Genomic DNA, 24,573 nt, shown 5'->3' with positions numbered 1-24,573 from the left:
CTAGACGCCCCCTGCTGACCGTGTGTCACACCCGCCCCACGGTGAACGGGATGGGTCTGGAAGGCGCCGATGAGGGAATCCTGCGCAATGCCTGGGCCCGTCGCTGCGGGGAAGGCGATCTGCTCATACGCGGCTCGCTGGCTCAGTCCTCGGCGACGCGGATGATCGTCTTTCCGGAGGTCCGCTTGTCCGGTGTGAAGGCGGCGATCGCCTCGTTGAGCGGCCGTACGTCTCCAATGATCGGCTTGAGGCGTCCGTCCCGTACCCGTTGGGCGAGGTCGCTCAGGCGGTCGCGGTCGGGTTCGACGACGAAGAAGACAGCGCGTCCGTCGCGGGGATGGATGCTGACGGGCTCGGCGATGGTGACCAGGGTGCCGCCGGGGCGGACCAGAGCGGTGGAACGTTCGAGGATTGCGCCGCCGATCACGTCGAACACCACGTCGACGTCGCCGATGCCCTCCAGCTTGTCGGCTTGGAGATCGACGAAGGCGTGGGCTCCCAGCCCGAGTGCAGTATCGCGGTCATGGGCGCGTCCGGTGCCGATCACTCGGGCGCCCACCGCGCGGGCCAGCTGCACGGCGATCGAGCCGACGCCGCCCGCGGCGCCGTGGATGAGGACGCTCTGCCCGGTCTGGAGGTGGGCATGGTCGAACAGGGCCTGCCAGGCGGTCAGTCCGGAGACCGGCAGTGCGGCAGCCGTGACGTGGTCGACGTCGGCGGGGAGCGGGGCGAGGTTGCGGGCCTCGACTGCGGTGTACTGGGCCAGGGTGCCGTTGCGGGCCCAGTCCGTCAGGCCGTACACGCGCTGCCCGATGGTCAGGCCGGTGGTGCCGTAGCCGAGTTCGGTGACCACGCCGGAGAGTTCGTGGCCGGGCACGCTCGGAGTCCGGTCGCGTCCGGCCCGGTCGGTCCAGGTGCCGGGCCAGGCCAGTTCGCCCGCTGTGAAGCCGGCGGCATGGACCTTGACGATGACGTCGTTCTCCGCGGCGTGCGGATGGGGCAGCTCGGTGAGGGCGAGGCCGTAGGCGCCGACCTCGCGGTCCTGGACGGTGATGGCTTGCATGAGGATTCCTCCGAGGTGCGGGAGGTGGGCGCTTGCGTGCGCCACGATGCTCGCCTCCACCCTAGGATGCAGGCAGCCCAAGCATGTGGGCCATTCTTTCGCGTTTCGCGTGGGCCATTCAGGCGGAGCCGACCCTGGACCTCTGCCCGGCCGCCCGCCCCCTCAGCTTGAGTTTTCGCCTCCGGCGACTTGCTCGCCCCCGTCTTCGTGGGATCCGCCCGCCGATCCCGTCCGGCTCCGGGCGGACGCCAAGAGAGCCGAGGCATGTTGCGCTGGAGCGAGGAGCCGCGAACGCGGCCGCCGAGGGCGCGCTGCCCGGTGACTGCCGCAAGTTCCTGGCGATCGTGCGGAGGCCGACGGCCCGGTGCAGGTCGGGGCGGTCGGCGAGCGGCTGGGTCTGGACCCTTCCTCCGCCAGCCGGGCCAGCGGCTCCAGGAAGCATCCTTGGTGGCCTTCACCATGCGGTGCAGCACAAGGACGCCCAGGGTCCCGCCGGTTCGTACACTGACGAGGGTGGAGGACCATACGGCTACCAGGATGGCTGCACGTCCGGCGCTCGCCTTGCGGCGGTACGTCGGTTCGTACGTCGGTTTCGATCTTCGCGGCTTCCCGTCTGGGGTGCATTGCGGTCCGCCGGGCCGCCTGCTCACTGCGGTGATCAGCCTGTCCGGCCCTTTGGAGGTGGCGGCGGGCGTCGATGACGGGTCACCGATCTCGCGATTCGACGGCCTGGGCGGCGGTCTGATGTGCCGGTCCGTCGCGATCCACCACGACGGACGCCAGCAAGGCGTGCAGGTGTCGCTGACACCGCTCGGGGCCCGGGCCATCTACGGTGTGCCGGCCGCCGCGCTCGCCCACCAACTGGTCCCACTCGACGAGCTTCTCGGGACGCTTGGTGTCGAGTTGGTCGACCGGCTCCGAGAGGCGACCACGTGGGCCGCGCGGTTCGCCGCGCTGGACGAGGCGCTCCTGCGAGCCGTCGGCCGCAGCTCCGGCGGCGACCCCGCGTCCCGGGTGCGCCCCGAGGTGGCCGAGGCATGGCGCCGCCTCGTCGCCGCGCAGGGCCGCATCCAGGTGGGGGCGATCGCCACGGAACTGGGCTGGAGCCGTCGCTACCTCACCGAGCGGTTTCGCGGCGAGGTGGGCCTCTCTCCGAAGACCTTCGCCCGCGTCCTGCGCTTCGAGCACGCGCACGAACTGGCGACCGCACACGACCCGCTCGCGTGGTCCGAGGTGGCAAGTGTCTCCGGCTACGCCGACCAGGCCCATCTCGTGCGCGACTGGCGCGAGTTCACGGGCCGATCGCCAACGGCCTGGCGCCGGGGCGAAATCCTCCTGGGGAGCGGGTAGTCGCCGCCCGGCTGCCCATCGCGTCAGCTTTCGTTCCCATTCCTTCAAGACCACCCGATCGCTGTCCTGTGACGATCGTCGGCATGAGACTGGGCAACCACGAACACAATCCCATCGACCTGCGGACAACCCCCGTGCACCTCGGGCTGGGATCGACAGCGAAACCCATCGAAGGCTTCTCCTGGGACTCACAGGTGCTCAAGGCCTACAGCGCCGCGGTCGCGGCGGACGGTGCCGAGGGCCGGATAGTGACGATCTTCGACGGCGACGGCGTCGGCGTCGGCGACGACTGGGAGCGCCACCCCGCCGGCGACGAACTGGTCGTCTGTCTGCGCGGGTCGGTGACAGTCACCCGTGACGTGGACGGGGTGACCGACCACGTCGTGCTCGCGCCGGGCGAGGCCACCGTCAATCCGGCCGGGACGTGGCACGCGGTCGATATGGCGGGGCCGGCGACCATCTTGACCATCACCGCCGGCCTCGGCACCGACCACCGCCCCCGGATCGACGCCCGCCCCACAGAGCACGCCGGCACGCCCGAAACGCACACGCCGTGAGGACACGCATCGCCTGCCTCGGCGACAGCCTCACCCGCGCGCAGTTCAGCGTCGACTACCTGGACCTGCTCCAACGACGCCACCCTCCCGGCGCCGTGCACCTCGCCCGCTTCGGCGCCAACGGAGACTTCGCCTACAACCTCTTCCGGCACCTCGATGCCGTCGTTGCGGACCCGCCCGAGGTGATCACCGTGTTGATCGGGACCAACGATGCCCGAGCGAGCCTCGCCGGCTACCCCATCGAACGCACCATGACGCGCAAACAACTCCCCCAGCGCCCGTCGGCCGGCTGGTTCCAGCAGTGCCTGGGAGGCCTCGTCGAACGGCTGCGCACGCAGACCGACGCGACGATCGGTCTACTCTCGCTACCGATCCTGGGCCAACAACTCGACGGCGCGGCCGCACAGGCATCGCAGACCTACAGCCGACTGATCGCCGAGGTGGCCACCACCGGCGGGGCGACCTACCTCCCGCTCCACGAACGCCAGATCGAGGAACTACGCCACGCAGACCCGCCACCGATCCCCTACCGGGAACTAACGCCCGCGGCAGGCCTCGGCGTCCTGGTGCGGCACGCCGTGCTGCGCCACAGTCTCGACACGATCTCGCGGCGCCGAGGCCTCGTGCTCACGACCGACCACATCCACCAGAACAGCCGGGGCGCCGCCCTGGTCGCCGAGGTCATCGACACCTGTCTGCTGAACCAGAGCGCGTAACCGGCTGCGCTGACTGATCAGTGCGCATGCCCTTGCCCCGGTCAGCCTCCTGGCGGACCGGGGCACCACGAGGGACCCGGTCGCAAGGCCGAGGGCTTACGCGGTCTGTGCGGCATCGTTCGACGCCTACGTGACATGGACCTGGCCGTTGGAGCACCACCCGGCGTTGAAGTACCACTCGCCTCGCCGTGAACTGGGGCGGGATGTGTGCCCACGGAAGCGCGGCACACCTTGCGGCCGCTTGGCGGGCCGCCACCGATTCCGGGCTTCGGGCTTCGGGCTTCGGGCTTCGGGCTTCGGGCTTCGACAGGTAAACGGTGTCTTCGGTCTCCCCCTGTCAAGGGAGGGGACGACGACCGGCCGTGTGCGTCTGGGTTCTGCAGAGCCAGGTCACCCGCGATCCGTCAGGCGCGCCGGCACGATCGCTCCGATCGATGCTTCCGGAGTGAGAGCGCGGTGCCCCTGCCCTTCAGCGGCGGGGCGGGGTCGCCGTCGTCGGCATCAGCTGACCTTGTCAGGATCAGGGAGCCGTGGGGTCTCCTCGTCGCGCAGTCACCATCAGCGTGCCCAGTTTGCCTGCCTCCGGCGCGGCCAGCACGCTCGCCTCGACCCTGGCGAATCCGTGCCGTTTGAGCAGGTCATGCCAGCTGCGCGGCGGATACTGCCAGCGCAGCACGGTGAGTTCGTTCCTGCGTCCCTCCAGGTACTTGCCGCCCATGGCCTGGGGTCCGTAGGCGCCATTTGCCGGCTCGGCGTGGCTTAAGGCCAGGATGCCGCCCGGTGCGAGGCGTCCGGCGATCAAGGGGAGCAGCGCGTCGGGGTCGGTGAACCAGACGGCGCCCCACACGGAGTAGATCGCGTGGTAGGCGGTGTCGTCTTCGCGCAGGAAGTCGCACGCGTCGGACTGCACGAATCTCAGGCGCGGTTCGGCCGACCACCAGGCGCGGGCCCGCTCTACCTGGAGGCGGGAGAGGTCAACGCCGGTGACTTCGGTACCCTGCCGGGCCAGGTAGGAGGCTTCCCTGCCCCGGGCGGGGCCCAGGTCCAGGGGCACGGGCGGGCCGGCCCAGGACTTCGGCGCCGGGGCCGTGGCCGCTGTACTGGGTCCACTCGAACTCGGGCTGCAGGGCGGGGTGCTCGCCGTCGCCGTGGTGGGGCAGGTAGCGGTCCCAGTACTCGGCGGCACTGTGCGGCGCGGTGGGCAAAAGGCTCCTCAAGATGCCGGTGGGGCCCGCTGGGTGAGCTGATCACCGTACTCGCGCCTGCCACCCGTCAACCGGGAACGACGCACTTCGCCCACTCGGACGCGCAAGTATGGGCCCGGGCGCTCATCGCGCCTCCGGGCCCGATCACTTGTCGGCAGATCAGTGGCAGTTCTCGCCCGGCCTGCAGCGGCCGCACTTGGCGTAACCCGCCTCCCACACCTTCCAGTCGACCTCGAACCCGGCAGCGTCGATGATCTGCGCGGTGCGCTCCACCGAGCCGTCGTACTTGAAAGCGATTTCCGGGATGTGCTCCAGGAATCGCCCCTGGAAGTGGCGCGCAGAAATCCAAGGGTGGAGTCGGCTATTTTGTCTACTGGGGCCGCCCGTTCACTCCCACGCCCTACGGCAGCAGTGAGGGTCCCAGTCCTTGGCCGTCAACCGCCGAGGGCCACGGTGTTCCGCCTCCAGGGCGCCTCGAGGTATGGCCGGCCCCACTGCGGGGGCGCCGAACGCCTACGCAAGCAACACCCCTGCGCTGTCGGGCCGTTCGTGTGCCGACGCTAGATCACCTCTCCGGGGTGGAAGGCGCGTGGCCTTGAGGGGCACCCGCAGCATCGCTTACATGGCAGAGGTCTTCAAGAAGGCCGCCGACGCTGCACATCCCATGACCAAATCGTGGGATCTCATCAGCCAGTACCTGAGAGGAAAGACCAGGTGACCACCGAGACCCTCATGGCAACAGACCTGTCCGGATCCACATGGCGCAAGTCGTCGCACAGCGGCGGCGAGTAAGGCCAGTGCGTCGAGGTCGCAGACGTCATCGAGTCACACCAGGGCGTCGCCGTCCGCGACTCGAAGAACCCCAGTGGCCCCGTCCTGCTGATCACCCCCGCCTCGTTCTCCAACTTCATCAGCGACCTCCGGGCTGGACGCCTCCACGCCTGACGCACGACAAGCGGCCCGGTTGTCCCGCCGTGCCTGCAGGGGGGGCAGGGACATTCTGTACGTCGGTACCCTTGCAGCGCCTGAACCCTGGCGCCAGCCAGGCAAACCGGGTCCGGGCTGCGAGGGCATGGGGCACCGCGAGGACAATCTGTCTTCCGCAGTGCAGGCGAGCCCAGTGACGTCGCTGAGGCGTCGTCACTGGGTGTACTCCTGGAGAGCGCGACACTACGCGGAGCAGTGCGGTACGGGCGCGGCCGATGAGGGGGGGTGGAGACCAGCATGGGCGGGTGCGGCACGTCGCCAAGCCGCCGTTCGGCGGCCACCCAACGGGTGCGCTACATCGGGCGCGTCGCCGCGCAGGAACAGGAGCTGCTGCATTGCGCTTCGGCACGAGACCCGAAGGTGCCGGATAGCGCCGCGCTCCACAGATCTTGACGGTCAGCTGTTCGTGCCGAGGACGATCCAGTCGAGTACGGATCCGAGGAGGGCACGGAGTTCCTGCTCGGTTCGGAGGTCTCGGTGCTCGGGACGGTGGTCACCGCTGCCGAGGTCCACGAAGTCGAGTTCGGCTTCACCGCTGTTCCAGACGGTGATTTGTATGACCCGGTTCCCGACCTCGGCAGTCAGCCATGCGCTGTTCTTGAGTCGGCCGTCTTCTGGGGAGTGCCGCAGTTCAGCGGTGATCCCACGTGTGCGGAGAACCGCTCCGTTCTCGGCGAACCATGTCGTGAGCGCGTCCGGGAGGTTCGGGATTCGATGGCCACTTCCGAAGGTCGTCACTGCGACAGCGTAGACGCTGCGGTCGCAGTAGGGATCTGGCCTTCTGGGGCAGTTCCCGTCATCTTGCCCTGACCCTCATCGGCCTTTCGTGCCCCCTTGCTGCAGATTCTCCGTGACTGCGTCCGCCGGAGGGCAGCGGCCAACTCCTCCGGTCGCACCTCGCCGAACTTGAGCAGGTCAGGCTCGTCCTCACCGGGCTTTCAGACCTACAACTCGGCTGTGGATAGAGCGCCTCGGTCTGACATGCCGATCCAGCCCCTGGACGGCTCCTCAACCTGCATGTCCCCATATGGCGCGAGGACCCGATAAAAACAAGTGACGGCGGGCGTGGCAAAGTCCAGGTGTGCGGCCAGTGGAGTCCGGGCTGATGGCCACCGGAATTCCCGGTGGATGGCCGTCTGACCTGTGGTGTTCCGACGGCCCGTAGCCCAGGAGTGCGCCAGCAGGTTCCTGTCGCATGAACACCGACGACAAGGAGCCCCAGCCAACACGCACTTCGTACAAGATTAGTTGAGACCCGCTTGGCTGGTGAAGAGGCGTCTGCACCACCGATCTTCAACCTGTGCTCGCAGGCGACGGTCCGGCGGATGCCGCGAACCTCCACGATCGTGCCGTCAGAGAGCCAAGCTGGACACGCCCTCAGGCCCCGGGGCCGGCGATCTCGCAAGGCTCGGACATTGTCGTCGGCGAGGGGGCCCGTACGACGAGAAGAAGCCCGGCTGGGGAGGCCTCTCCTCCTCCCGCCTGACGGGTGTGCCATCCAGCGCGAGTGGATAGGACAGGGAGATGAGGCGTCTCATGATCCCTGCCGTGGCAGCCGTGTTGGCCATGACTGGCGGCTGCGCTGACGAGCCGAGCGGCTGCGACGCGAAGCCGAAGCTCTCGTCGGCCAAGGGCGAGAAGCGGCCGGTGGAGATCGAGCCGAGCCAACAGCACCCCGGTATCGCCGATTCCGCGTTGGACAAGGCGCTCCCCCCGCCGGATTTGAAGGCGGATCCCGTCGAGAAGGTACTCAACCACCTGCGGCAGGAGACCCTGGACATGGCAGGTGCCATCGGCAAGACCGACGCCGGCAAGTGTGAGGGCGAGGTCGTGCGGCCACGCGGCGAGACGGTCCGCTGCACCGTGAAATTCGAGGGTGTGACCGTGCCGTGGCTGGTGACCAGCAAGGGGATGACATCGGGCACCGCCGGCATATTCAGCCAGGACTTCGTCTACACGGCCCGGCCGCTGAAGACCGTGCACACCGCCCAGTCGGTCTACGACCTGTATGCCTGGGAGCAGGGGAAGAACGGGACGACACAAGGCCCTCTGGCGCCGGTGGATCCGCGGTGCGATCGGCTGCCGAAGGTCTTCACGGCGGAGCCTGGTAAGAATACCGGCTACTTCTGCCAGGACATCTCGACGAGCTGTACAGACGGCGTGCAGGATGTGAAGTGGCTTGACCAGGCCATCCATGTGGACAAGCGCGGACAGCTGTCGTTCCTTGCCTAGCGTGCTGTCTGCTCACCAACCCGGTGCCGCACGCCTGAGCGAGGGCAGCCGGGGCCGGGCATCCTCCAGCAGCCCCGTTCCCGCCGGGCTCGCTCCAGGCCGGCGATGGCCCATGCGGGTCGGACGACGCCCCTTTCGCAGCACGGTGCCCTGAGCGGGGATTTGGCTGGACGGCCATCCGCGTGCCGCATCCACCACCTGGAGCACGACCTCGGTGCGCGCGCCCGTCGTCCTAGCGGTGATGGTTGCTCAGCGGCGTCCTCTGGCCGCGGCGCGTGCATCGCGATGTAGTTCGGCGACCGCGTCGGACAGTTGATGACCTGGTCATGCGCGGGGCCGAACTGCTGCGGCCCTCGTTCAAGCGGGAGAAGAAGCGCAAGGGCGAGGGCCTTCTCTGCCGGTGCTGTCTGGGGGTGCAGCATGGTCGGCCCATGCCGCCTCTTGGCAGGTCCTTCGCTATACCGGCTGCGGGCGGCGAGGTGGCTGGCGAAGCGTGGTCGGCCCGTGGCCTGATCTTGGCGCCCAAGGATGGATGGTCGACGGAGCGGCTCCGGTGGCGAGAGGTGCGGGCGTGGCTGCACGACAAGCGGATGTGTTGGTGGTGGGGGCGGGCGTAGTGGGTCGTTCGCTGGCGTTCGCGCTCGCGGCGGCGGAGCCTTCGATTCGGGTAGTGCTGGCCGGTGACACCGGCGGTGGGACGTCGGCGGCGTCGGGAGCGGCGGGGGCGATGCTCAGCGCGCTGGGTGAGGTCACTGGCCTTGGGCCGCGGACCCGGCATGGCCGGCTGCGTACGGAACTTGCGATCGAGGCGGCCGGGCGCTGGCCGTCCTGGCGGGAGCAAGTCCGTGTCTGCGCGCCCACTGCCCCGCAGCACGATGGTTACGGCACCGGCACCTTCATGATTTTGAATTCGGTCTCCTCCGCTCTGGATGAGGTCTCGTTCACCGCCGTCGCCCGCACCGCCCGTGAGTACGGTCTGCCCTGTCAGGAGACTGCCCCGGCGGATATTCGGTACCGGCCGCTGGACAACGATCGTGCCCTGCGGGCCTGGTACTTGCCCAAGGAGGGCTTCCTCGACGCCCGGGCATGGCTGGCCACCCTGGATGCGGTCCTGGCCGCGCAGCCCAACATCACCCGAACTCCGGCCGGAACCCTCACCGCAGCCCGAGGAGGAGGCTATCTCCTGCAGACCCCCGCGGGCGTCTTCACTGCTTCGCGCGCGGTGGTGGCTGCGGGCGCAGAGCTGCGCAAACCGGGTGTACGGGCTTCTTTTCTGGCCTCGTCTTCCTGGCTGTTCCCCTTCCGCGTGGTGAAGTGCGCAGGACTCTAGGTGGGACGAGGAGGCGCAGCCTAGTGATGGACGCCAGCGACGAGGCTGCAGGAAACGTTACAGAGACCGGGCGGCGTGGGCGGAAATGGAACACGGTTGAGCGGCTGCTGGGTGCGCTGGCAGCACTGATCGCTGTGATCGGCGGTGGGGTGTGGGCGGTCCGACGAATCACCCAGGACTCGCCGGTGGAGGAGGAGCAGCAGCTAGTCGAGCAGTTGAGGCCGGGACAGACGTTCGACCGCACGACCGAGATCATGGATGACAAGCCGCACTACACACAGAGGCTGCCCTCCGGTAACAGGGTTTATCAGTACAACCGGAAGTGGGAGCGCATTCAACTCCTGGTGGACCCGGACAACATCAGCGTGCTGTCCGTGGGGATTTTCGCCGACAGGAAAGACTTCCGCCCCTCGTTTCCGCTCGGCCGAGCTGGAGAGTTGACTCTCAACCGGACTCCGTACGAACAGGTGTACGGCGGCCGACCTTCCCAGGTTTTCGGCTCCTGCGGAGTTCACTCCGGCGACTACTTTGAGGCCTACTCTGACCAGAATGAGCTCACGGCGGGGCGCCGCCTCGCTGTGGGCGTCCACGAATCCGCCCGGGGCAACACCGACATACTCGCGGTGTGCAAAGGCCTGGGGAAGGCCCCCGAGGACTGCGTTCCCTCTGATCTCCAGCCGGCTGACGCCTCACCCGGCACACAGTGCCTGACATCCGCTCCCGCAGGGAACTTCCGCAAGACCACCGCCATCACTGCCTACGTCGTCTCCAAGCAGAGCGAATGGACAGACGACATGTTCCAGTCCCCCTATGTCGTAGCGGGCGGCAACGACTGACCAGACGACCGTGGGCCATGCCGACTCCCAGCCATGAATCCTCTTCGCGCTCCCCGGCCCCGGTACACATTGCGAGAGCCAGCGGCCGTCACCTCAAGGGCGTGCACTCGACAAGGACGATGCGCGCCGACCGCGGTGGGCATGACCACCGCGGCGGCATCAAGACACGGTGCTCATCGGGACCGATCAGCCACGCGGCAGGGGCGATCCGAGCAACCAGTTGCCGGGGGCCTCGGTATCGGTGCTGAGGTAGAACTCTTCGATGGCGGTGCGGAACTCGTCATGGGTGATGGTGCCGCTGCCGTTGCGGTCAAGGCGCTGGAAGGCCGCGCCGGAGGTGGCCGGGTCGATGCCGAGGGCTTCGTACATGCGCACGTACTCATCAGCGGTCAGCATGCCGCTCTTGTCGGTGTCCAGGGCGCGCATGAGGGCGTCGATGATGGGCGTCACCAGGCGTTCGACGGTCTTGGCGTCGGCGGCGACGTGGGAGCGCATGGCGGTGATGAACTGTTGGCGATCGATGCGGCCTTGAGCGTCCCGGGCACCGGCCTCGCCCATGACGTCCCACCAGAGCATGAAGGCGTCGCGCAGCGCGCTCTTGTTGCCCTCGTCCGGGGCTACCGCGGCGAATACCTCGCCGATCTGCTGGAAGTCGCTGCGGGTGAGGTAGCCGTCGCCCGTGCGGTCGAACCAGGTGAACAGGAAGGTGAACTTCCGTTCGGTGCTGTCATGCGCCATGGGGGCTCCTTGAACGGAGTGGCTGATGGGGCTTCTCATGTCATGCCGACTCACCGCGGTACAGACCTGACGTCCGCGTTTTGGTGATCAAGCGCACGTACTGGGTGCCGTCGGCGGATGCTGCGTACGGCGCGTACACGCTGGGCCCCGAAGCGGGTCGGCCCGGCCCAGGGCCCGGGAGCCGGTCACCCGGGTTCCATCGAAGCCTCAGGTGTCAAGGGGGGCAGGGAGCCGGCTGCCCATCCCTTACGCAAGACGGCCGAATATGTGGATGGCGGGCGAGTCGGGGTCATCCCCGTAGAAGGACTCGGAGACGGCGTTGTGGTACTCGCTCCGCGACAGGTTTCCGGAGGAGTCGAGGTCGAGTGCGTTGAACACCTCGGTAGGCCCTGTTGAGCTTCAGTGCGTCGGTGCCCTGCATCCCCTTCCAGCGCCCCAGAACGCCCTTCCACGGTGGCCGTGTCGTAGCGACGTCTGACCATTCCAGATCGGCGATCCGGGTGGCGCCATCGGCGGGAAATCTCACCCGATCGAGGCCCGTTCGCGACCACGCCGCATGGGCATGGCGGCGCGCGTCGTCGAACCGGCTCGCGTCCTCCCACGCGATTTCGGCGCCGTCGACGGAGGAGTGTCCTTTCGAATCCCTCTGCCCGTTCATGCACTTGGCGGGCTCCGCCGTCCGGGCCACCGAGGTGGGGGCGCCGACCAGGGACAGGGCAAGCAGTGTGGCGACGAGCGCGCCGCGCGGCTCGGTCCTGAAGCGGTGCGCGCGCACGCGGTGCTTGGCCCTGTCCGGGCACGAGCGGGAGCGGATCGCGGTGTGGGAGGGGCAGAGACGCACAGAGCTCCGTTCGAAAGGCTGGCTGCGAGCCTTCGTAGCCTGCACGGGCAGACCCAGCCATCGCGCTGAGGCACGCTCCCTCACCCGGATGAGGAGCCGAGCCAATCCTGACCCCGAACCCCGTCCGTATCCGATCGGTGAGCGGTGGCGTTCGCTCGGGAGTGACTGTCACGCCCGTCGGCGATGTCTGCTTGAGTGGTTCGCCGCGCCAGGCCATCAGTCACAGTTGCCGGCGCTGCTTGAGCGGATCCCCGGCCTGCTGACGTCGGAGCAGTGCCTGCTTCGGCACTTGGCGCCTCAGACCACCCCTGCGCGTTTGGCCTGGCGGGTGACATCGCTGCGTACCCACAGCACGGCGATGGGCAACGTGATCACGATGACACCCACCGCGCCGCAGACTCGGGTGCATGCAGCCGCGAACCGCTTGGCGTCCCTGTCGGCCAACTCCCGCTCGTCGAATAACCATTCGGCGAAGGACGACTGCTCGTACGAACGCGGGCGCCCCGCACGGCGCGGGCCACTCCGCAGCCCTGCCCTCGCGCAGTTGTCCCTTGCCTTCGTACTGGACCGGCCAGAAGGCGAGGCACACCGCCCACACCATGCTCGCCGCCATGACGACGCCCGACGCGATACGTATCCACTGCGCGTTTCCCGTGCTCATGACGGGGCCCCCCTTTGCTGATCAGTTGACTGCAGCCCGGACCGCGGACGCCACGTTCCGGCGGCTCCGCGTGCGACGCCGCATACCCTACGTAGCCCGCTCAGCCGCCGTCCCGGTCGGTGGGGCCGGGACGGCGGTCGTTCATCGGTCAGGACCAGATGGTGAAGGTGACGGTGAGGGAGGTCTTCTTGCCTGTCGCGTCCGTGACGGTCAGCGTCGCGTTGCTGAATCCCCAGACCGTGGGCGTGCCCGCGATCACGCCCGTGGCCGGGTTGACCGTCAGTCCTGCCGGGAGGTTCGTCGCGGAGAAGGTGTACGGGGCTGTGCCGCCGGTCGCCTTGAGCGGCACGCTCAGCGGCTTGCCCACGTAGCCGTTCTGGCTGCCGGGGTCGGCGAGCTTGGGCGCGCCGGTGCCGGGCGCCGTCACGGTCCAGGTGAAGGACGTGGTGCCCTTCTTTCCGGCCGCGTCCGTTGCGGTCAGCGTCACTTGGTGGGTGCCTGCGGCCGTCGGGCTTCCGGTGATGGTGCCGGTGGATGCGGCGATGGACAGGCCCGTGGGCAAGCCGATGGCGGACCAGGTGTAGGGGGCGGTGCCGCCCTCGGCGCTGTTGGGCAGCTCCACCTTGCTGCCGGTGGCGGTGGTCTGTGCGGAGACCGCCGACACTCGCACTTCGCCGGGCTGCGGGTCCGATGTCACCAGCTGCGCGCCGAACTTGGTGAGCGCTTCGTTGACCGGCTGGAAGATGGTGTACTTCTCGCCGCTTCCGCCGCTGCATGTCGCGCTGCCGCCGCCGGAGTGCAGGCCCACGGCCCGGCCACCGGCCGGGGTGATGTAGCTGCCGCCCGAGTCGCCGCCTGCCGAGCAGGCGCTGGAGTAGGACAGTCCATCGATCACGACGTTGCCGTAGTCGACGCTCTGGTTGACCTTGGTGACCTCACCGCACTGGTATCCGGTGGTCTGGCCCGAGTGGCATACGGCGGTGCCCACGACCGCTTCGGCGGAGCCCGTCACGGTGACATCCCCCTGGCCCCAGCCCGCCACCGTGGGCGCGAGCGACCAGCCGGTCTGGTCGACGTCGACGATGCCCATGTCGCCTTCGCGGGCGTTGACCGACCCGGTGCCGTTCTTGTTCGAGGTACCGACGCGCGTGCCGTCCCTTCCGTATGCGGGCTGGCTCACGTCGTTGGTGCAGTGCCCGGCGGTGAGGAACGCCTTGCCGGCACCGCTGGTCCGGGTGACGGGGAAGCCGATCGAGCAGGGTGATTCGCTGCCGGGCGTCCACTTCTCGCCGCCCACCACGTTTCCGCCCTGCTGGCGGGGTACGTCGCGGGACTCGACCACCCGTATGAGGCCGCCGAGGGAGGCGAGCTTGGCCCGCAGAGCCTGGGTGGCCGCGGACGTTGCGTCAGGGTCGATGACCACGTCGACGCGTCCCGCGCGGGCGTTTGGACCCCACGAGCGCACGCCGGGTACGCCCCGGCTCCACGCACCGACCTTGTGCGCCGCCGCCTCCAACTCGGCGCGTGTACGGCGCGTTTGGTGCGGCACGGCTCCCGCCGTCCGCGCGGCTTCGGCGGCCCGGGGCGTGGTGACGGTGGCATGCAGGCGGCCGTCGGCCGCGTCGAACCAGAGGGAGGTGGCCTGGTCGCCGATGGTGGCGCGGACCTCCGTGGCCACGCGCTGGGCGCGCCGTTCGTCGGCCAGGCGCGTGGCCACACCCGCGGGGCTCACCCCAAGGTCTCGCGCCAGGGCGGCGCGGAGTTCTGCCGACAGTCGCGGCTCGGCCGTCGTCTTCGGGGATGGCTCGGAGGGGGTGTCCGCCTGGGCGGGCAGAGCCGGCAGGGCAGCCAGTCCGGCGAGCGCCGCCGCGGCCAAGAGGCCGGTCAGGAGCGGTCGTTGGGAATGGGTTGGCATGGGGGTGTGTCCTTTCGGGGAGGGTCGCCGGTGACGAGGCATCAGCAGCGCTGTGGTGTCTCGGGCGGGTGTGGGGAGACCGGTGGGCATGCCGCCGGGACGGCCCACAGCGTGCTGGTGACGGGGCGTGGGCGGTATCCGGGAAGGCCCCCGTCGTGCACGCTCCCCACGGCCGGAGGCGGTGGGGAGCGTGCACGACGGACCTGGTCGGTGAGAGGGGCGTGTCAGGGAGATCCCTCGTCCCGTACGCGGGCCGTACCCAAGCGTTGTGGTGGGGCGGGCGGGCGTCTACGGTGCCCGCTGTGCGAGGACACACGAGTGGGGACGGCGAGACAGGTCCAGCGGAGGACGGCTGGGCCGCCGTGGTCCGCGACGCCGCCGCGCTGCTGGAGCGCCACGGGCGGTTGGCGGTCAGTGGTTCGTGGGGTGCGGGCAAGAGCACTCTGCTGGACGCGCTGGCCGAGCAGGCGTCAGCCGTGCGGGATGCCGGTGTGATGCGTCGATGTCTGCGGGTGCGTACGCAGGAGGGTGATGCCGGGGTCCGCTACGGCGCGTTGGTGCAGCTGCTCAGTGCGGCACAGCCGCAGAAGGTCGGCGATGGCGTGCACGGTGGGACGGTGCAGGGGGCCGACCCTGGCGCCGCACGTGCCGGGGTGGCGGGCGCTCGTCCAGCATGTGCTGCCCTCTCCCCCAAGTCCCCCACGTCCCCAGAGCACGCCCAGTGTGCGCAGTCCTCGCAGGTCACCGCGTCTCTGGAGGACGGGGCGACCAGCATCCTGCCTGCGGCACCCGCTCAGATGCCAGAAACCGGGAGGCTCACGGGGATCAAGGGGGTTGCGGAGGCTTCGGGGGTCACAGGGAGCACCGGGATCACAGAGACCGCAGAGGCCGCATCAGCCCCAGCCACGCACTCCCTCACGCAGGACCCCGCGTGGATCGCCGCCCTGCCCACCGGCACCGCCGACGACCCGCTGCGGCTGCGACTGGCCTTGACCCGCCTGCTCGCCGAAGGTCCTCCGGTTCTGCTCGTAATCGACGGCGCACAGTGGCTGGACCCCGCCAGCGCGGACCTGATCGGCTACGCCCTCCGCACCTTTGCCGCCGATCGGTTGACCGCTGTGGCAGCCGAACGCACCAGCGGCCACCCCTCAGCCGCGGCCGCGCTCCTCGGCGGCCATCCAGTGGTCCTGCCCATGCCCGCCTGCGACCTCGCCGAGACGGCAGCCGAATGCGCGCGCCTGGGGTGGCCCGCTCGGTGGGCGCCGCCCCTGCACCGCTACTGCGGCGGCCATCGGGGGCTGCTCGACGCCTGGTTGCGATCCCCTCCTGGCGTCGCGGACGGCCGCACCGGGCCCCCTGACCCGCCACGGCAGGTGTGCGACCTCGCCGCCGCCTGGCTCGCCACTGCTCCCGCCGACGTCCGCACCACGCTTCAGGTCGCGGCGCTCGCGGGCGGATGTGACGCGGACCTGCTGCGGCAGAGCGGATGCCGCAGCGCCGAAGACCATCTCGCCCACGCCCTCGACGCCGGGCTGCTCACCACCGACGGCACCAGGGGCTCTCTGCCCGCGGGTGTGCCTCTCCCCTACCGGTTCGCCGCGCCGGCGCTGGCCGACGCCGCGGCCACCACGGTCACCCGGGAGCGACGCACCGCGATCCACCGTGCGCTGGCCGCCTGCTGTCGTGGAACCGTCGCGCGCGCCCTGCACACCGCGCTGGCCCAGGAGTCCCCGGACCTGGCCGTCGCCGAAGACACCGCGCACACGGCGGCCATGGCCCGCGCGGTGGGCGAACGTCTGCGCGCGGCCGAGCTGTTGTTCCTCGCCGCGCGCCTTACTCCCGCCGATCGGCACCGGCTGCGCCTGGACCGCCTCGCCGAGGCGGCGCAGGAGGCAGCGGCCGGTGGCTCTGCCGCGCTGTCCCGCCTGGCGGCGGACCGCATCGTGGCGGAACACGGCGCTCCCGCCCAGCAGGTGCACGCCCTGCTGTCCGTGGTCGACGCGCACGGTCAGGACACCGCCGGCACGCGCCCGTTGCTGGCCACCGCCCGCAGAACCGCCGCCCAGGACCCCGCGTTGCTCGCCGCCGTCGAACTACGCGCCGCCGTGCAGGCCAACCTCTCCGGCGAGGATGCGACAAGCGCCCTGCACCACGCACAGGCCGCCACCGGCCTGGCCGAGACAGCTCGCGACATCCCGCTGGAGGCGGCCGCGCTCACGATGACCGCCCGGATGCAGCGCGTCCTGGGCCATCTCGACACCGCCACGGCCACCTTGGACCGGGCACTGGCGCTGGCCGTGCCGCCCGCGCGGCTGGGGATCCGCAACAGCCCCCAGTACCTCGCCGCCCGCCACGCGGTGTTCGACGCCCGCCTGCCCGAGGCCCGCGCTCTCCTCCTGCAGCTGATGCCCCCGGCCCAGGAGTGCGGTGAGCCGGAGGACCTGGTGGACCTGTGGCGCAGCCTCGCCGAGGTCGAGGCAGGGCGTGGTGCCTGCGGTCAGGCGCTGCGCTGGTCGGCGCGCGCCGTCGACCTCACGGCGGCGGCAGGCCTGTCACCCGGTCCCGCTTGGTATACGGCGGCCATGGCCGAGGCCGGCGGCGGCAGTTTCGCCCATGCACTGCGCTACGCCGCCCACGGCGTGCGCGCCTCGCGCGAGGAACAGGATGCGCTGCACACCACACGCGGCCTGTGGGCCCTGGGGGCTGCGCTTCTGCACACCGGTCGCGTCGAGAAGGCCGCCGCGACGTTGTCGGAGGTCGCGGAGCTGGAGTCGCGCTCGGGGGCCGCTGATCCGGCGGTGCTGCGCTGGCAGGGGGACGCGGTGGAGGCGTACGCGCTCTGCGGTCGTACGGACGAGGCCCGCGGTCTGCTGGAGCACATGCAGGAACGGGTGGGAGCGCACCCCGCGCACGCCGCTCTGCGCGCAGCGCTGACCCGCGCCCGAGGCCTGTGCCGCTACCTCGACGGTGCCGACGCCGTCGAAGAGGCCGCGGAACTCCTGGCGGACGCTGCCCACGGTTTCGCCGCGCTCGGCCTCCCCGTCGAGGAGGGCCGCACCCACCTGCTGCGCGGCCGTGTCGAGCGCCGCCGTCGGCGTGCCGCCGCTGCGCGAACGGCGTGGGAAAGGGCTCGTACGCTCTTCGAGGACGCCGAAGCACGCCCCTGGACCGCGCTCGCGAACAACCACCTGACCCACCTGACAGGCCATCCCTCCGCACCCAGCAGCTCGGCTCCGCCGACGCCCCAGCGTCTGACCGAACACGAGTTGCATCTGGCCGAACTCGTGCGCACCGGCGCGACGAACCAGGAAGCGGCCCAGCAGATGTTCATCTCGGTCAAGACCGTAGAAACCGTGCTGAGCCGCATCTACCGCAAACTCGGCATCCGCTCCCGCACCCAACTCGCCACCGCGCTCACCCGTGACCGCTGACCGCTGCGCGGTGACGCTCCGACGACGAGGGCCACCGGGGTCACCGATGCGCCGAGCCGCCCAGGGCGTCGCGGCCCTGCTCAAACGGCACGGCTGGACCTGCCAGCTCCCCGCCCGCCGGGCCCTGGAACCTCCACGGTGTCTTCGAGCTGACCGTTCTTGTCCACTATCGAGTAGAAGTTGCGATGGACCGTCACGTCGGCGATACCAACCGACCGACGCTCACCACCGTCGAGGGGCACACGCATGATCTGCTCGCCGTCGGCAAAGCGCCGGGGAAGCAACCGAGGCGAGGGCCGCCCAGTGCCATAATCGTGTTGACCGCCCCCGGCAGGCAGTGCTGGAGTCGGCGCGTGGACAGCATCCCCGCCAACCGGCGGCTCTGGAACCAGATCAGCAGCGCCTACCAGCACGAGCACGACCCGCAAATCGGCGCCACACCCCGGCTGTGGGGCATGTACTCCATCCCCGACGCGCACCTGCACGCCCTGGGCGACGTCACCGGCAAGCGCGTCCTCGAACTCGGCTGTGGCGCCGGCCAGTGGTCCAGGGCGCTCGCCGCCGAGGGTGCCTCCGTGGTCGGGATCGACCTGTCCGAAGCCCAACTCGCCGCAGCGGCCCGCGCGATGGGAGCCGTCCGCTACCCGCTGGTGCAAGGCGCCGCCGAACAACTCCCCTTCGCCGCCGACAGCTTCGACCTGGTGTTCTGCGACTTCGGTGGGCTCAGCTGGGCGCCCCCGCACCTGGCCGTCCCGCAGGCCGCACGCGTCTTGGGCCGAGGCGGGCGCCTGGTGTTCAACGTCGCCAGCCCTTGGTTCGAAGCTTGCTACGACGAAGCCGCCAGCCGCGTGACCACGACGCTGCAGAAGGACTACTTCGGGCTGAGCGCCATCGCCGAAGACGACGGCGCGACCAGCTATCAGCTCACCTACGGCGACTGGGTCAAGGTCCTGCGCGGCGCGGGTCTCATCATCGACGACCTCATCGAGCCGCGGCCCGAACTCGGAACACCCAACGGCTACAACGAAACCGACCCTCCCGACTGGGCACACCGCTGGCCGGCGGAACTGCTCTGGGTAACCCACAAACCATAAGTTCCGCCGTGCCGAGACGTGAAGCCCGGTGGGCCAACCGCCGAGCTTGGAGAGATCTCCCATTGCAAAGGTTGACGGGTTGACGAAATCTGGAGCTATGCAGGATCGCATCGGTCAGGTGGTCGCGGGATTCACCGACGCACTGCACAGCCTCAGAGACCTCGTCACGGACCTCCCGCCCGGCGAGCAATACGACACGGGCTACGAGTCTGCGCCCAGAGTGTGCACCAGGGCGGCGGCCTTGTCAGTTCCTCCGGCAGAGCCGTGTCCTGCCGTGCGGTGCCCCGAGTGCGAACTCCCGTTCCCGGGGGAGGTACATTGCGTGGTGACCACCGCGGGAGCTCGGGAGTAGCCGGGCTGAGAGGGCGGACGGGACTTGCTCCCCTTTCCGCCGACCGCATGAACCTGGACCGGGTAATGCCGGCGTAGGAAGAGTGTTGACGATGGATGCTGCCTCCGTACCTGCCCAGAACGGCCCTGCCGTTTCCCGTGATGCCGTGGCGGACGTGATCGCGTCGCTGCGGAGCTCCGCACCCCTTGTGCACTGCCTGACCAACGTCGTGGTGTCGCAGTTCACCGCGAACGTGCTGCTCGCGGCGGGGGCCTCCCCCGCGATGGTGCACAGCCCGCAGGAGGCCGGAGCACTGGCCCGGGTGGCCGGGGGCGTCCTGATCAACCTGGGGACGGTCACGTCCGCGACGGCCGAGGCGATGCGCGTCGCGGTCAAAGAAGCGGCCGGGGCCGGGCGCCCGTGGGTGCTCGACCCGGTGGCGGTCGGCGCGCTGCCCTGGCGCACCGGCCTGGCCCGCGAACTCCTGGAGATCGCGCCTCCAGCGGTCATTCGCGGCAATGCTTCCGAGATCCTGGCCCTGGACAGCGGCGGCACGGGCGGGCGCGGCGTGGACAGCACGGACGCCCCCGAGGCGGCGCTGGACGCGGCCGGCGGGCTGGGCCGGCGCTACGGCTGCGCGGTCGCTGTGAGCGGTCCGGAGGACGTCCTTACGGACGGGACGCGCGTGGTGCGTGTGGCCAATGGTCACCCGCTGCTGCAACGGGTGACGGGTACCGGCTGCTCACTGGGCGCCCTGGTGGCTGCTTGCACGGCCGTCACGGGCGATGCACTGCTGGCCGCCACTGCCGCGTCGGGCCTGCTCACCGTGGCCGCGGAGAGTGCCGCCACGCGCTCGACGGGGCCCGGCACGTTCGCGGTCGCACTGATCGATGCACTGTACGAGCTCAGCCCGGACCGGCTCGCCGAGGCTCTCAACCTGCGCTGAGCGCAGCGGTGTTGCCGGGTTGGCAGCGAGCGGTCGGCCGAACGCCACCTGCTGAACAGCCTCCGCCGACCTGGGGTGCGACCCCACCACCAAGTGCGTCAGACCCCGCAGACGCACACCCTCGCCCCTGCGGACAACTCAAGGTTCCTGCACGTCAGGGCCCTGCCTTTCCCTGCACCTCCCGATGCGTTTCCCCCGCCCTTCCCCGGCCGGGAGACCCCAAGGAGCAACCCATGCGACCACCACTTGACCTATCCCTGTATCTCGTCACCGACACCCGGCTCTGCGGCGACCGTGGTGTCGCGGCCACAGTGGCGGCCGCCGTCAAGGGCGGTGTGACCGCTGTCCAGTTGCGCGATCCGGACGCGGACGCCCGCACGCTGTGCGCGCTGGGCCGGAGGATCCAGGCCGAACTCGCCGGCACCGGTGTCCCCTTGATCGTCAATGATCGTCTGGATGTGGCGGTCTGGTTGGACGCGGACGGCGTCCACCTGGGGCAGCGGGACCTCTCCCCCACGACCGCCCGGCAGCGGCTCGGCCCCCATGCCTACATCGGCCTGTCCGTCAGCCGTCCCGGGCAGCTGGCGCACGTACCGGATGCCGTCGACCACCTCGGTGTCGGTCCGGTGTTCCCGCAGTCCACCAAGCCAGACGCGGACGCCCCGCTCGGCCTGGGAGGCCTGGCCCGGATCGTCCAGGAGAGCCCGCTGCCATGCGTGGCCATCGGCGGGATCGGCGCATCCGAGGCCGCCGCGGTCAGGGCAAGCGGTGCGGCCGGGCTCGCTGTCGTCAGCGCGGTCTGCGGACAGTCCGACCCCGAGGCCGCAGCGCACTCCCTCATCCGCACCCTGCGCCAGGAGGTCCCCGCGTGACCAGCCCGCCCATCGCCCTCAGCATCGCCGCCAGCGACCCCTCCGGCGGCGCCGGCATCCAGGCCGACCTGAAGGCGTTCTCCGCCAACGGCGCCTACGGAACAGCAGTCCTGACCGCCCTGACCGCACAGAACACCCAGGGCGTCACCGGCATCCATGCCGTGCCTGCGGCGTTCGTCACCGAGCAGCTCGACACGCTGTTCGCCGACGTCCGGGTGGACGCCGTCAAGATCGGAATGCTGGCCGACGCCGCCATCGCCGCAGCCGTCGCGGACGCGCTGGAGCGCCACCGCCCCCGCTACGTCGTCCTGGACCCCGTCATGGTCTCGACCAGCGGTCACCGCCTCCTGGAGGCCGATGCGGTAACCGTGCTGCGCGAGCGTCTCCTGCCTCTCGCCGACCTCATCACCCCCAACCTCCCCGAGGCCGGCGACCTCCTCGGCATCGCCGCCGCCAAGAACCGCACCGACGCCATCGAGCAGGCCCACGCGCTCCTCCACACCGGCGCCCGGCGGGTCCTGCTCAAGGGCGGCCACCACACGCACGACGCAGATTCCGTCGACATCCTCGCCGACGGCACAGACGCCACGGGCGCCCTGGGCGCGGGCGTCACCGAGCTGTCCGCGCCTCGCGTGAACACGCGCAACACCCATGGCACCGGCTGCACCCTCTCCGCCGCGATCGCCGCCCTGCGCCCGCAGCACAGCGACTGGAACACCGCTGTCCGCGCCGCGAAGGACTACCTGACCGGGGCCTTGCGCGCGGCCGACACCCTGCACGTCGGCCACGGTCACGGTCCCGTCCACCACTTCCACCAGTACTGGAGCTGAGCACCATGCCCACGACGTTCTGCGACGAGCTGTGGACGGCCACGGCTGAGATACGTTCGGCCATCGACAAGCTGCCGTTTCTCACCGGTCTCGGCGACGGCACCCTGGACCGGGAGAAGTTCGTCTATTACCTGGCCCAGGACGCCCTCTACCTGCGCGACTACGCCCGTGCGCTGGCCAGCGCCGCCGCGAAAGCGGATCGGCCACAGGACATCGCGTTCTTCGCGAAGTCCGCCCACGACGCCGTCGTCGTCGAAAGCTCCCTGCACCAGAGCAACGTCGTCGACGTCGATGCCTGGACCCCCTCCCCCACCTGCACCGGATACACCTCCTACCTGCTCTCCGTAGCCCACACCCAGGGATACCCGGAGCTGGCCGCCGCGGTCCTGCCCTGCTTCTGGATCTACGCCGAGGTGGGCCGGGGGCTCTTCGAGCAGGCCGGCGACCTGGCTGCCCACCCCTACGGCGACTGGATCGCCACGTACGCCGACGAAGAGTTCGAAGCCGCCACCGAACACGCCCGGCAGATCGTCAACCGGCTCGCGGACCAGGCCGACCCGGCCACCCGCGCCCGGATGCGTACGGTCTTCACCACGGCCTCCACCTGGGAGTGGATGTTCTGGGACGCCGCCTGGCGCGTGGAGTCCTGGCCGTTCGGCGCCGCTCCTGCCCAGGGGACGGAGTGCGCGAAGTGACGACCACCACCGATACCACCACCCCGACACCGGCGCTGGCGAACGAAGCGCCACTCACCCTCGACCAGCCCACCCCCAAGGTCCTGAGCGGCCTGGACCAGGGCACCTTCTGGGCCAATCTGGGTGTGAGCCTGCTCGGCTTCAGCGGCATGCTGGTAGTCCTCGACCCGCTGGGCACCGGCAGTCCGACCTTGTCGTTCGCCGCCGCCGTCACCGCGTCCGTCGTCGGCACCCTGATCGGCACCCTCGCCCTGGGCCTCGCTGCCATCACCGGGGCCCGCACCGGCGCGCCCTCGATGGTGCTGCTGCGCGGCCTGTTCGGCGCGAAGGCGTCGTACCTGCCCACCGTCCTCAACGTGCTGCAGATGGTCGGCTGGGCCATCTTCGAACTGGTGGTCATCTCCACCGGCTTGAAGATCCTGGCCCGCCAGGCCTTCGGCGAACCGGGCCCCGGCTGGCTGTACGTGCTCGTCGCGGGGGCGGTCACCACAGCGCTCACGCTGCGCCCGCTCGGCGCCCTGCGCCTCATCCGCCGCTACGTCACCGTCGCTGTCGTCCTGGCCATCTGCTACCTGGGCTGGGACCTGGCCGGCCGCGGCATCCCGATGGAGGGCGGCTCCTGGAAGGACTTCTGGTTCGCCACCGACAGCGTGATCGCCGTGTCGATCTCCTGGCTGCCGTTGGTCGCCGACTACTCGCGCCACTCCCGCAGCGAGAAGGCGGCGTTCGGCGGCCTGGTCATCGGCCAGACCCTCGCGGGCGTCGCAGGCTCGGTCCTCGGCGTGGCCGCCCTCGCGGTGATCGCGTTCGACAGCACCGACCCGTACAAGGTCTTCGACCCTTTCACCGCCACCAGCGTCGGCGTGATCTGCTTCGGTGTCCTGGTACTGCGCGAGGTCGACCAGTCCTTCGCCAATGTCTACTCCACCGCCGTGTCCGCCCAGAACCTGCTCCCCCGGGCCGACCGCCGCATCCTGTGCCTGATCAGCGGCACCCTGGCCACCGCACTGGCGCTCCTGGTGAACATGGACAGCTACGCCAGCTTCCTCTACCTGATCGGCGCGGTCTTCATCCCGATGTTCGCCGTCCTCGTCGTGGACTTCTTCGTCCTGGGCGGCCACCGCACCTGGGACGTCTCCGAACAGGCCCCCACCCGCTGGATCATGCTGGTGCCCTGGGCCCTCGGCTTCGCCACCTACCAGCTGATCGCACCCACGAACATCGCCGGCTGGTCCGACATGTGGGCCTGGCTGCAGGACGCCGTGGGCCTCACCGTCCAACCATGGATGAGCGCCTCCCTGCTCTCCTTCGCGATAGCTGCCCTCGCCACCCTCGCAGTGAGCCTCGGGCGTCGGCACGATGCACCGTCGCCCGAGGCGTCGCCCCCCGGCTAGTGCCAGGCGCCACGGGTATCGACCGGCCTGCCCACCCTGACCGCCGCCGCCCCGGCCAGCCTCGCGGTGACGTGGTGGGCGGCCCGGTCGACCGGGCCGCCCACCACGGTGCAAGCGGCGCGGACGCCTTCTTCTCGCGCATCGATCCGCTGGTCTGCGCCGGGCGCGGCATCGTGCCGATCTACTCCGCGCCGTCGCCTTCGTCCTCGGCGCCATCACCGCCGGATCCCCCGCCGCCACCATGGGTCGCCCTCCGGCATCCACCGCCACCTCCCCCCGCCTGGGCCCTGACCTTCCACCGATCAGCACACCAGACCGTCCCTGCGACAGCAGCCCCACCAAAGTCACCGGGCACCCGGTCAAGTGCCGGGGCGGGTCGCGCTCCTGGCGGTGCGCCAGGCAGGGTAGCCGGGAATGCGGACCGGGGCGGAGCCGTGGACGCCGCGTCGGCGTACTTCTGCTCCACGGGTGAAGGCGAGCGTAGACGGCGGAGTGCCGTACCAGGGGTGTAGCCGCGTACCGGTCGGACTACGGCACCTGCTGTGACCT

The 24,573-nt window shown here is 70.1% G+C and carries 19 protein-coding genes, 1 pseudogene and 1 riboswitch; of the genes and pseudogenes, 14 read left to right on the top strand and 6 right to left on the bottom strand.

What is annotated here, in order from left to right; all coding sequences use genetic code 11:
• Positions 1 to 142 precede the first annotated feature (142 nt).
• Positions 143 to 1,063 carry an NADP-dependent oxidoreductase gene (locus tag AB0E78_RS23500; RefSeq protein WP_361835647.1) on the bottom strand — a complete coding sequence of 307 codons (921 nt, stop codon included), beginning with the start codon at positions 1,061 to 1,063 and terminating at the stop codon, positions 143 to 145.
• A 513-nt stretch (positions 1,064 to 1,576) separates the two neighbouring features.
• On the opposite strand from AB0E78_RS23500, the gene AB0E78_RS23495 reads away from it, so the two are divergent.
• The 3 genes from AB0E78_RS23495 (at position 1,577) to AB0E78_RS23485 (ending at position 3,686) form a co-directional block, all read left to right on the top strand.
• Complete coding sequence (locus tag AB0E78_RS23495) at positions 1,577 to 2,413, top strand: helix-turn-helix domain-containing protein (protein WP_361835644.1); 837 nt, start codon at positions 1,577 to 1,579, stop codon at positions 2,411 to 2,413.
• Between the two features lie 68 nt (positions 2,414 to 2,481).
• Positions 2,482 to 2,970 (top strand): cupin domain-containing protein, encoded by a 489-nt coding sequence (locus AB0E78_RS23490; protein WP_361835641.1) that lies wholly within the window; start codon positions 2,482 to 2,484, stop codon positions 2,968 to 2,970.
• The gene (locus tag AB0E78_RS23485) at positions 2,967 to 3,686 is read left to right on the top strand and encodes an SGNH/GDSL hydrolase family protein (RefSeq protein WP_361835639.1); all 720 of its coding nucleotides are present in this window, start codon (positions 2,967 to 2,969) and stop codon (positions 3,684 to 3,686) included. Before AB0E78_RS23490 ends, AB0E78_RS23485 begins: the two co-directional genes overlap by 4 nt.
• 520 nt (positions 3,687 to 4,206) lie before the next feature.
• On the opposite strand, the gene AB0E78_RS23480 is transcribed toward AB0E78_RS23485, so the two are convergent.
• Complete coding sequence (locus AB0E78_RS23480; protein WP_361835636.1) at positions 4,207 to 4,740, bottom strand: class I SAM-dependent methyltransferase; 534 nt, start codon at positions 4,738 to 4,740, stop codon at positions 4,207 to 4,209.
• Positions 4,741 to 5,698: 958 nt separating this feature from the next.
• Here AB0E78_RS23480 and AB0E78_RS23475 point away from each other — a divergent pair.
• A pseudogene (locus AB0E78_RS23475) lies at positions 5,699 to 5,836 on the top strand (DUF397 domain-containing protein); the annotation flags it as partial.
• Positions 5,837 to 6,274: 438 nt separating this feature from the next.
• Here the strand turns inward: AB0E78_RS23475 and AB0E78_RS23470 are convergent.
• Positions 6,275 to 6,616: a hypothetical protein gene (locus AB0E78_RS23470; protein WP_361835634.1), complete on the bottom strand. Its 342-nt coding sequence runs from the start codon at positions 6,614 to 6,616 to the stop codon at positions 6,275 to 6,277.
• An 810-nt stretch (positions 6,617 to 7,426) separates the two neighbouring features.
• On the opposite strand from AB0E78_RS23470, the gene AB0E78_RS23465 reads away from it, so the two are divergent.
• From AB0E78_RS23465 to AB0E78_RS23455, 3 genes are all read left to right on the top strand, one after another.
• Positions 7,427 to 8,110 carry a hypothetical protein gene (locus AB0E78_RS23465; protein WP_361835631.1) on the top strand — a complete coding sequence of 228 codons (684 nt, stop codon included), beginning with the start codon at positions 7,427 to 7,429 and terminating at the stop codon, positions 8,108 to 8,110.
• Positions 8,111 to 8,681: 571 nt separating this feature from the next.
• Entirely contained in the window at positions 8,682 to 9,440 is a 759-nt protein-coding gene (locus AB0E78_RS23460) for an FAD-dependent oxidoreductase (RefSeq protein WP_361835628.1), read from the top strand.
• A gap of 26 nt (positions 9,441 to 9,466) precedes the next feature.
• Entirely contained in the window at positions 9,467 to 10,276 is an 810-nt protein-coding gene (locus AB0E78_RS23455) for a hypothetical protein (RefSeq protein ID WP_361835625.1), read from the top strand.
• 186 nt (positions 10,277 to 10,462) lie between these two features.
• Here AB0E78_RS23455 and AB0E78_RS23450 read toward each other — a convergent pair whose 3' ends face one another.
• From AB0E78_RS23450 to AB0E78_RS23440, 3 genes are all read right to left on the bottom strand, one after another.
• Entirely contained in the window at positions 10,463 to 11,014 is a 552-nt protein-coding gene (locus AB0E78_RS23450) for an EF-hand domain-containing protein (RefSeq protein WP_361835623.1), read from the bottom strand.
• A 246-nt stretch (positions 11,015 to 11,260) separates the two neighbouring features.
• Complete coding sequence (locus AB0E78_RS23445) at positions 11,261 to 11,392, bottom strand: hypothetical protein (protein WP_361835620.1); 132 nt, start codon at positions 11,390 to 11,392, stop codon at positions 11,261 to 11,263.
• A 1,272-nt stretch (positions 11,393 to 12,664) separates the two neighbouring features.
• Positions 12,665 to 14,431 (bottom strand): putative Ig domain-containing protein, encoded by a 1,767-nt coding sequence (locus AB0E78_RS23440; protein WP_361835618.1) that lies wholly within the window; start codon positions 14,429 to 14,431, stop codon positions 12,665 to 12,667.
• A 302-nt stretch (positions 14,432 to 14,733) separates the two neighbouring features.
• Between AB0E78_RS23440 and AB0E78_RS23435 the strand changes: the two genes are divergently transcribed.
• The 7 genes from AB0E78_RS23435 to AB0E78_RS23405 all read left to right on the top strand — a co-directional run bounded on the left by AB0E78_RS23435 (position 14,734) and on the right by AB0E78_RS23405 (position 24,024).
• The gene (locus AB0E78_RS23435) at positions 14,734 to 17,862 is read left to right on the top strand and encodes a helix-turn-helix transcriptional regulator (protein ID WP_361835615.1); all 3,129 of its coding nucleotides are present in this window, start codon (positions 14,734 to 14,736) and stop codon (positions 17,860 to 17,862) included.
• A gap of 353 nt (positions 17,863 to 18,215) precedes the next feature.
• Positions 18,216 to 18,956 carry a class I SAM-dependent methyltransferase gene (locus AB0E78_RS23430; RefSeq protein ID WP_361835611.1) on the top strand — a complete coding sequence of 247 codons (741 nt, stop codon included), beginning with the start codon at positions 18,216 to 18,218 and terminating at the stop codon, positions 18,954 to 18,956.
• A 324-nt stretch (positions 18,957 to 19,280) separates the two neighbouring features.
• Positions 19,281 to 19,406: riboswitch (TPP riboswitch) on the top strand.
• A gap of 47 nt (positions 19,407 to 19,453) precedes the next feature.
• Complete coding sequence (thiM, locus tag AB0E78_RS23425; protein WP_361835610.1) at positions 19,454 to 20,233, top strand: hydroxyethylthiazole kinase; 780 nt, start codon at positions 19,454 to 19,456, stop codon at positions 20,231 to 20,233.
• Positions 20,234 to 20,466: 233 nt separating this feature from the next.
• Positions 20,467 to 21,105, top strand: coding sequence for a thiamine phosphate synthase (gene thiE / locus AB0E78_RS23420; RefSeq protein WP_361835608.1), 639 nt, complete (start codon positions 20,467 to 20,469; stop codon positions 21,103 to 21,105).
• Entirely contained in the window at positions 21,102 to 21,935 is an 834-nt protein-coding gene (thiD, locus tag AB0E78_RS23415) for a bifunctional hydroxymethylpyrimidine kinase/phosphomethylpyrimidine kinase (RefSeq protein WP_361835606.1), read from the top strand. Before thiE ends, thiD begins: the two co-directional genes overlap by 4 nt.
• Positions 21,936 to 21,940: 5 nt before the next feature.
• Complete coding sequence (gene tenA / locus AB0E78_RS23410) at positions 21,941 to 22,630, top strand: thiaminase II (RefSeq protein ID WP_361835603.1); 690 nt, start codon at positions 21,941 to 21,943, stop codon at positions 22,628 to 22,630.
• On the top strand, positions 22,627 to 24,024 hold the full coding sequence (locus AB0E78_RS23405; RefSeq protein WP_361835601.1) for a cytosine permease: 1,398 nt from the start codon (positions 22,627 to 22,629) through the stop codon (positions 24,022 to 24,024). Before tenA ends, AB0E78_RS23405 begins: the two co-directional genes overlap by 4 nt.
• The last annotated feature ends 549 nt before the right edge of the window (positions 24,025 to 24,573 follow it).

This window comes from Streptomyces sp. NPDC032198, assembly GCF_040636975.1.
Classification (GTDB): Bacteria; Actinomycetota; Actinomycetes; order Streptomycetales; family Streptomycetaceae; genus Streptomyces.
The sequence above is the reverse complement of the archived record's forward strand: the minus strand, read 5'-3'. Positions and strand labels throughout refer to the sequence as shown.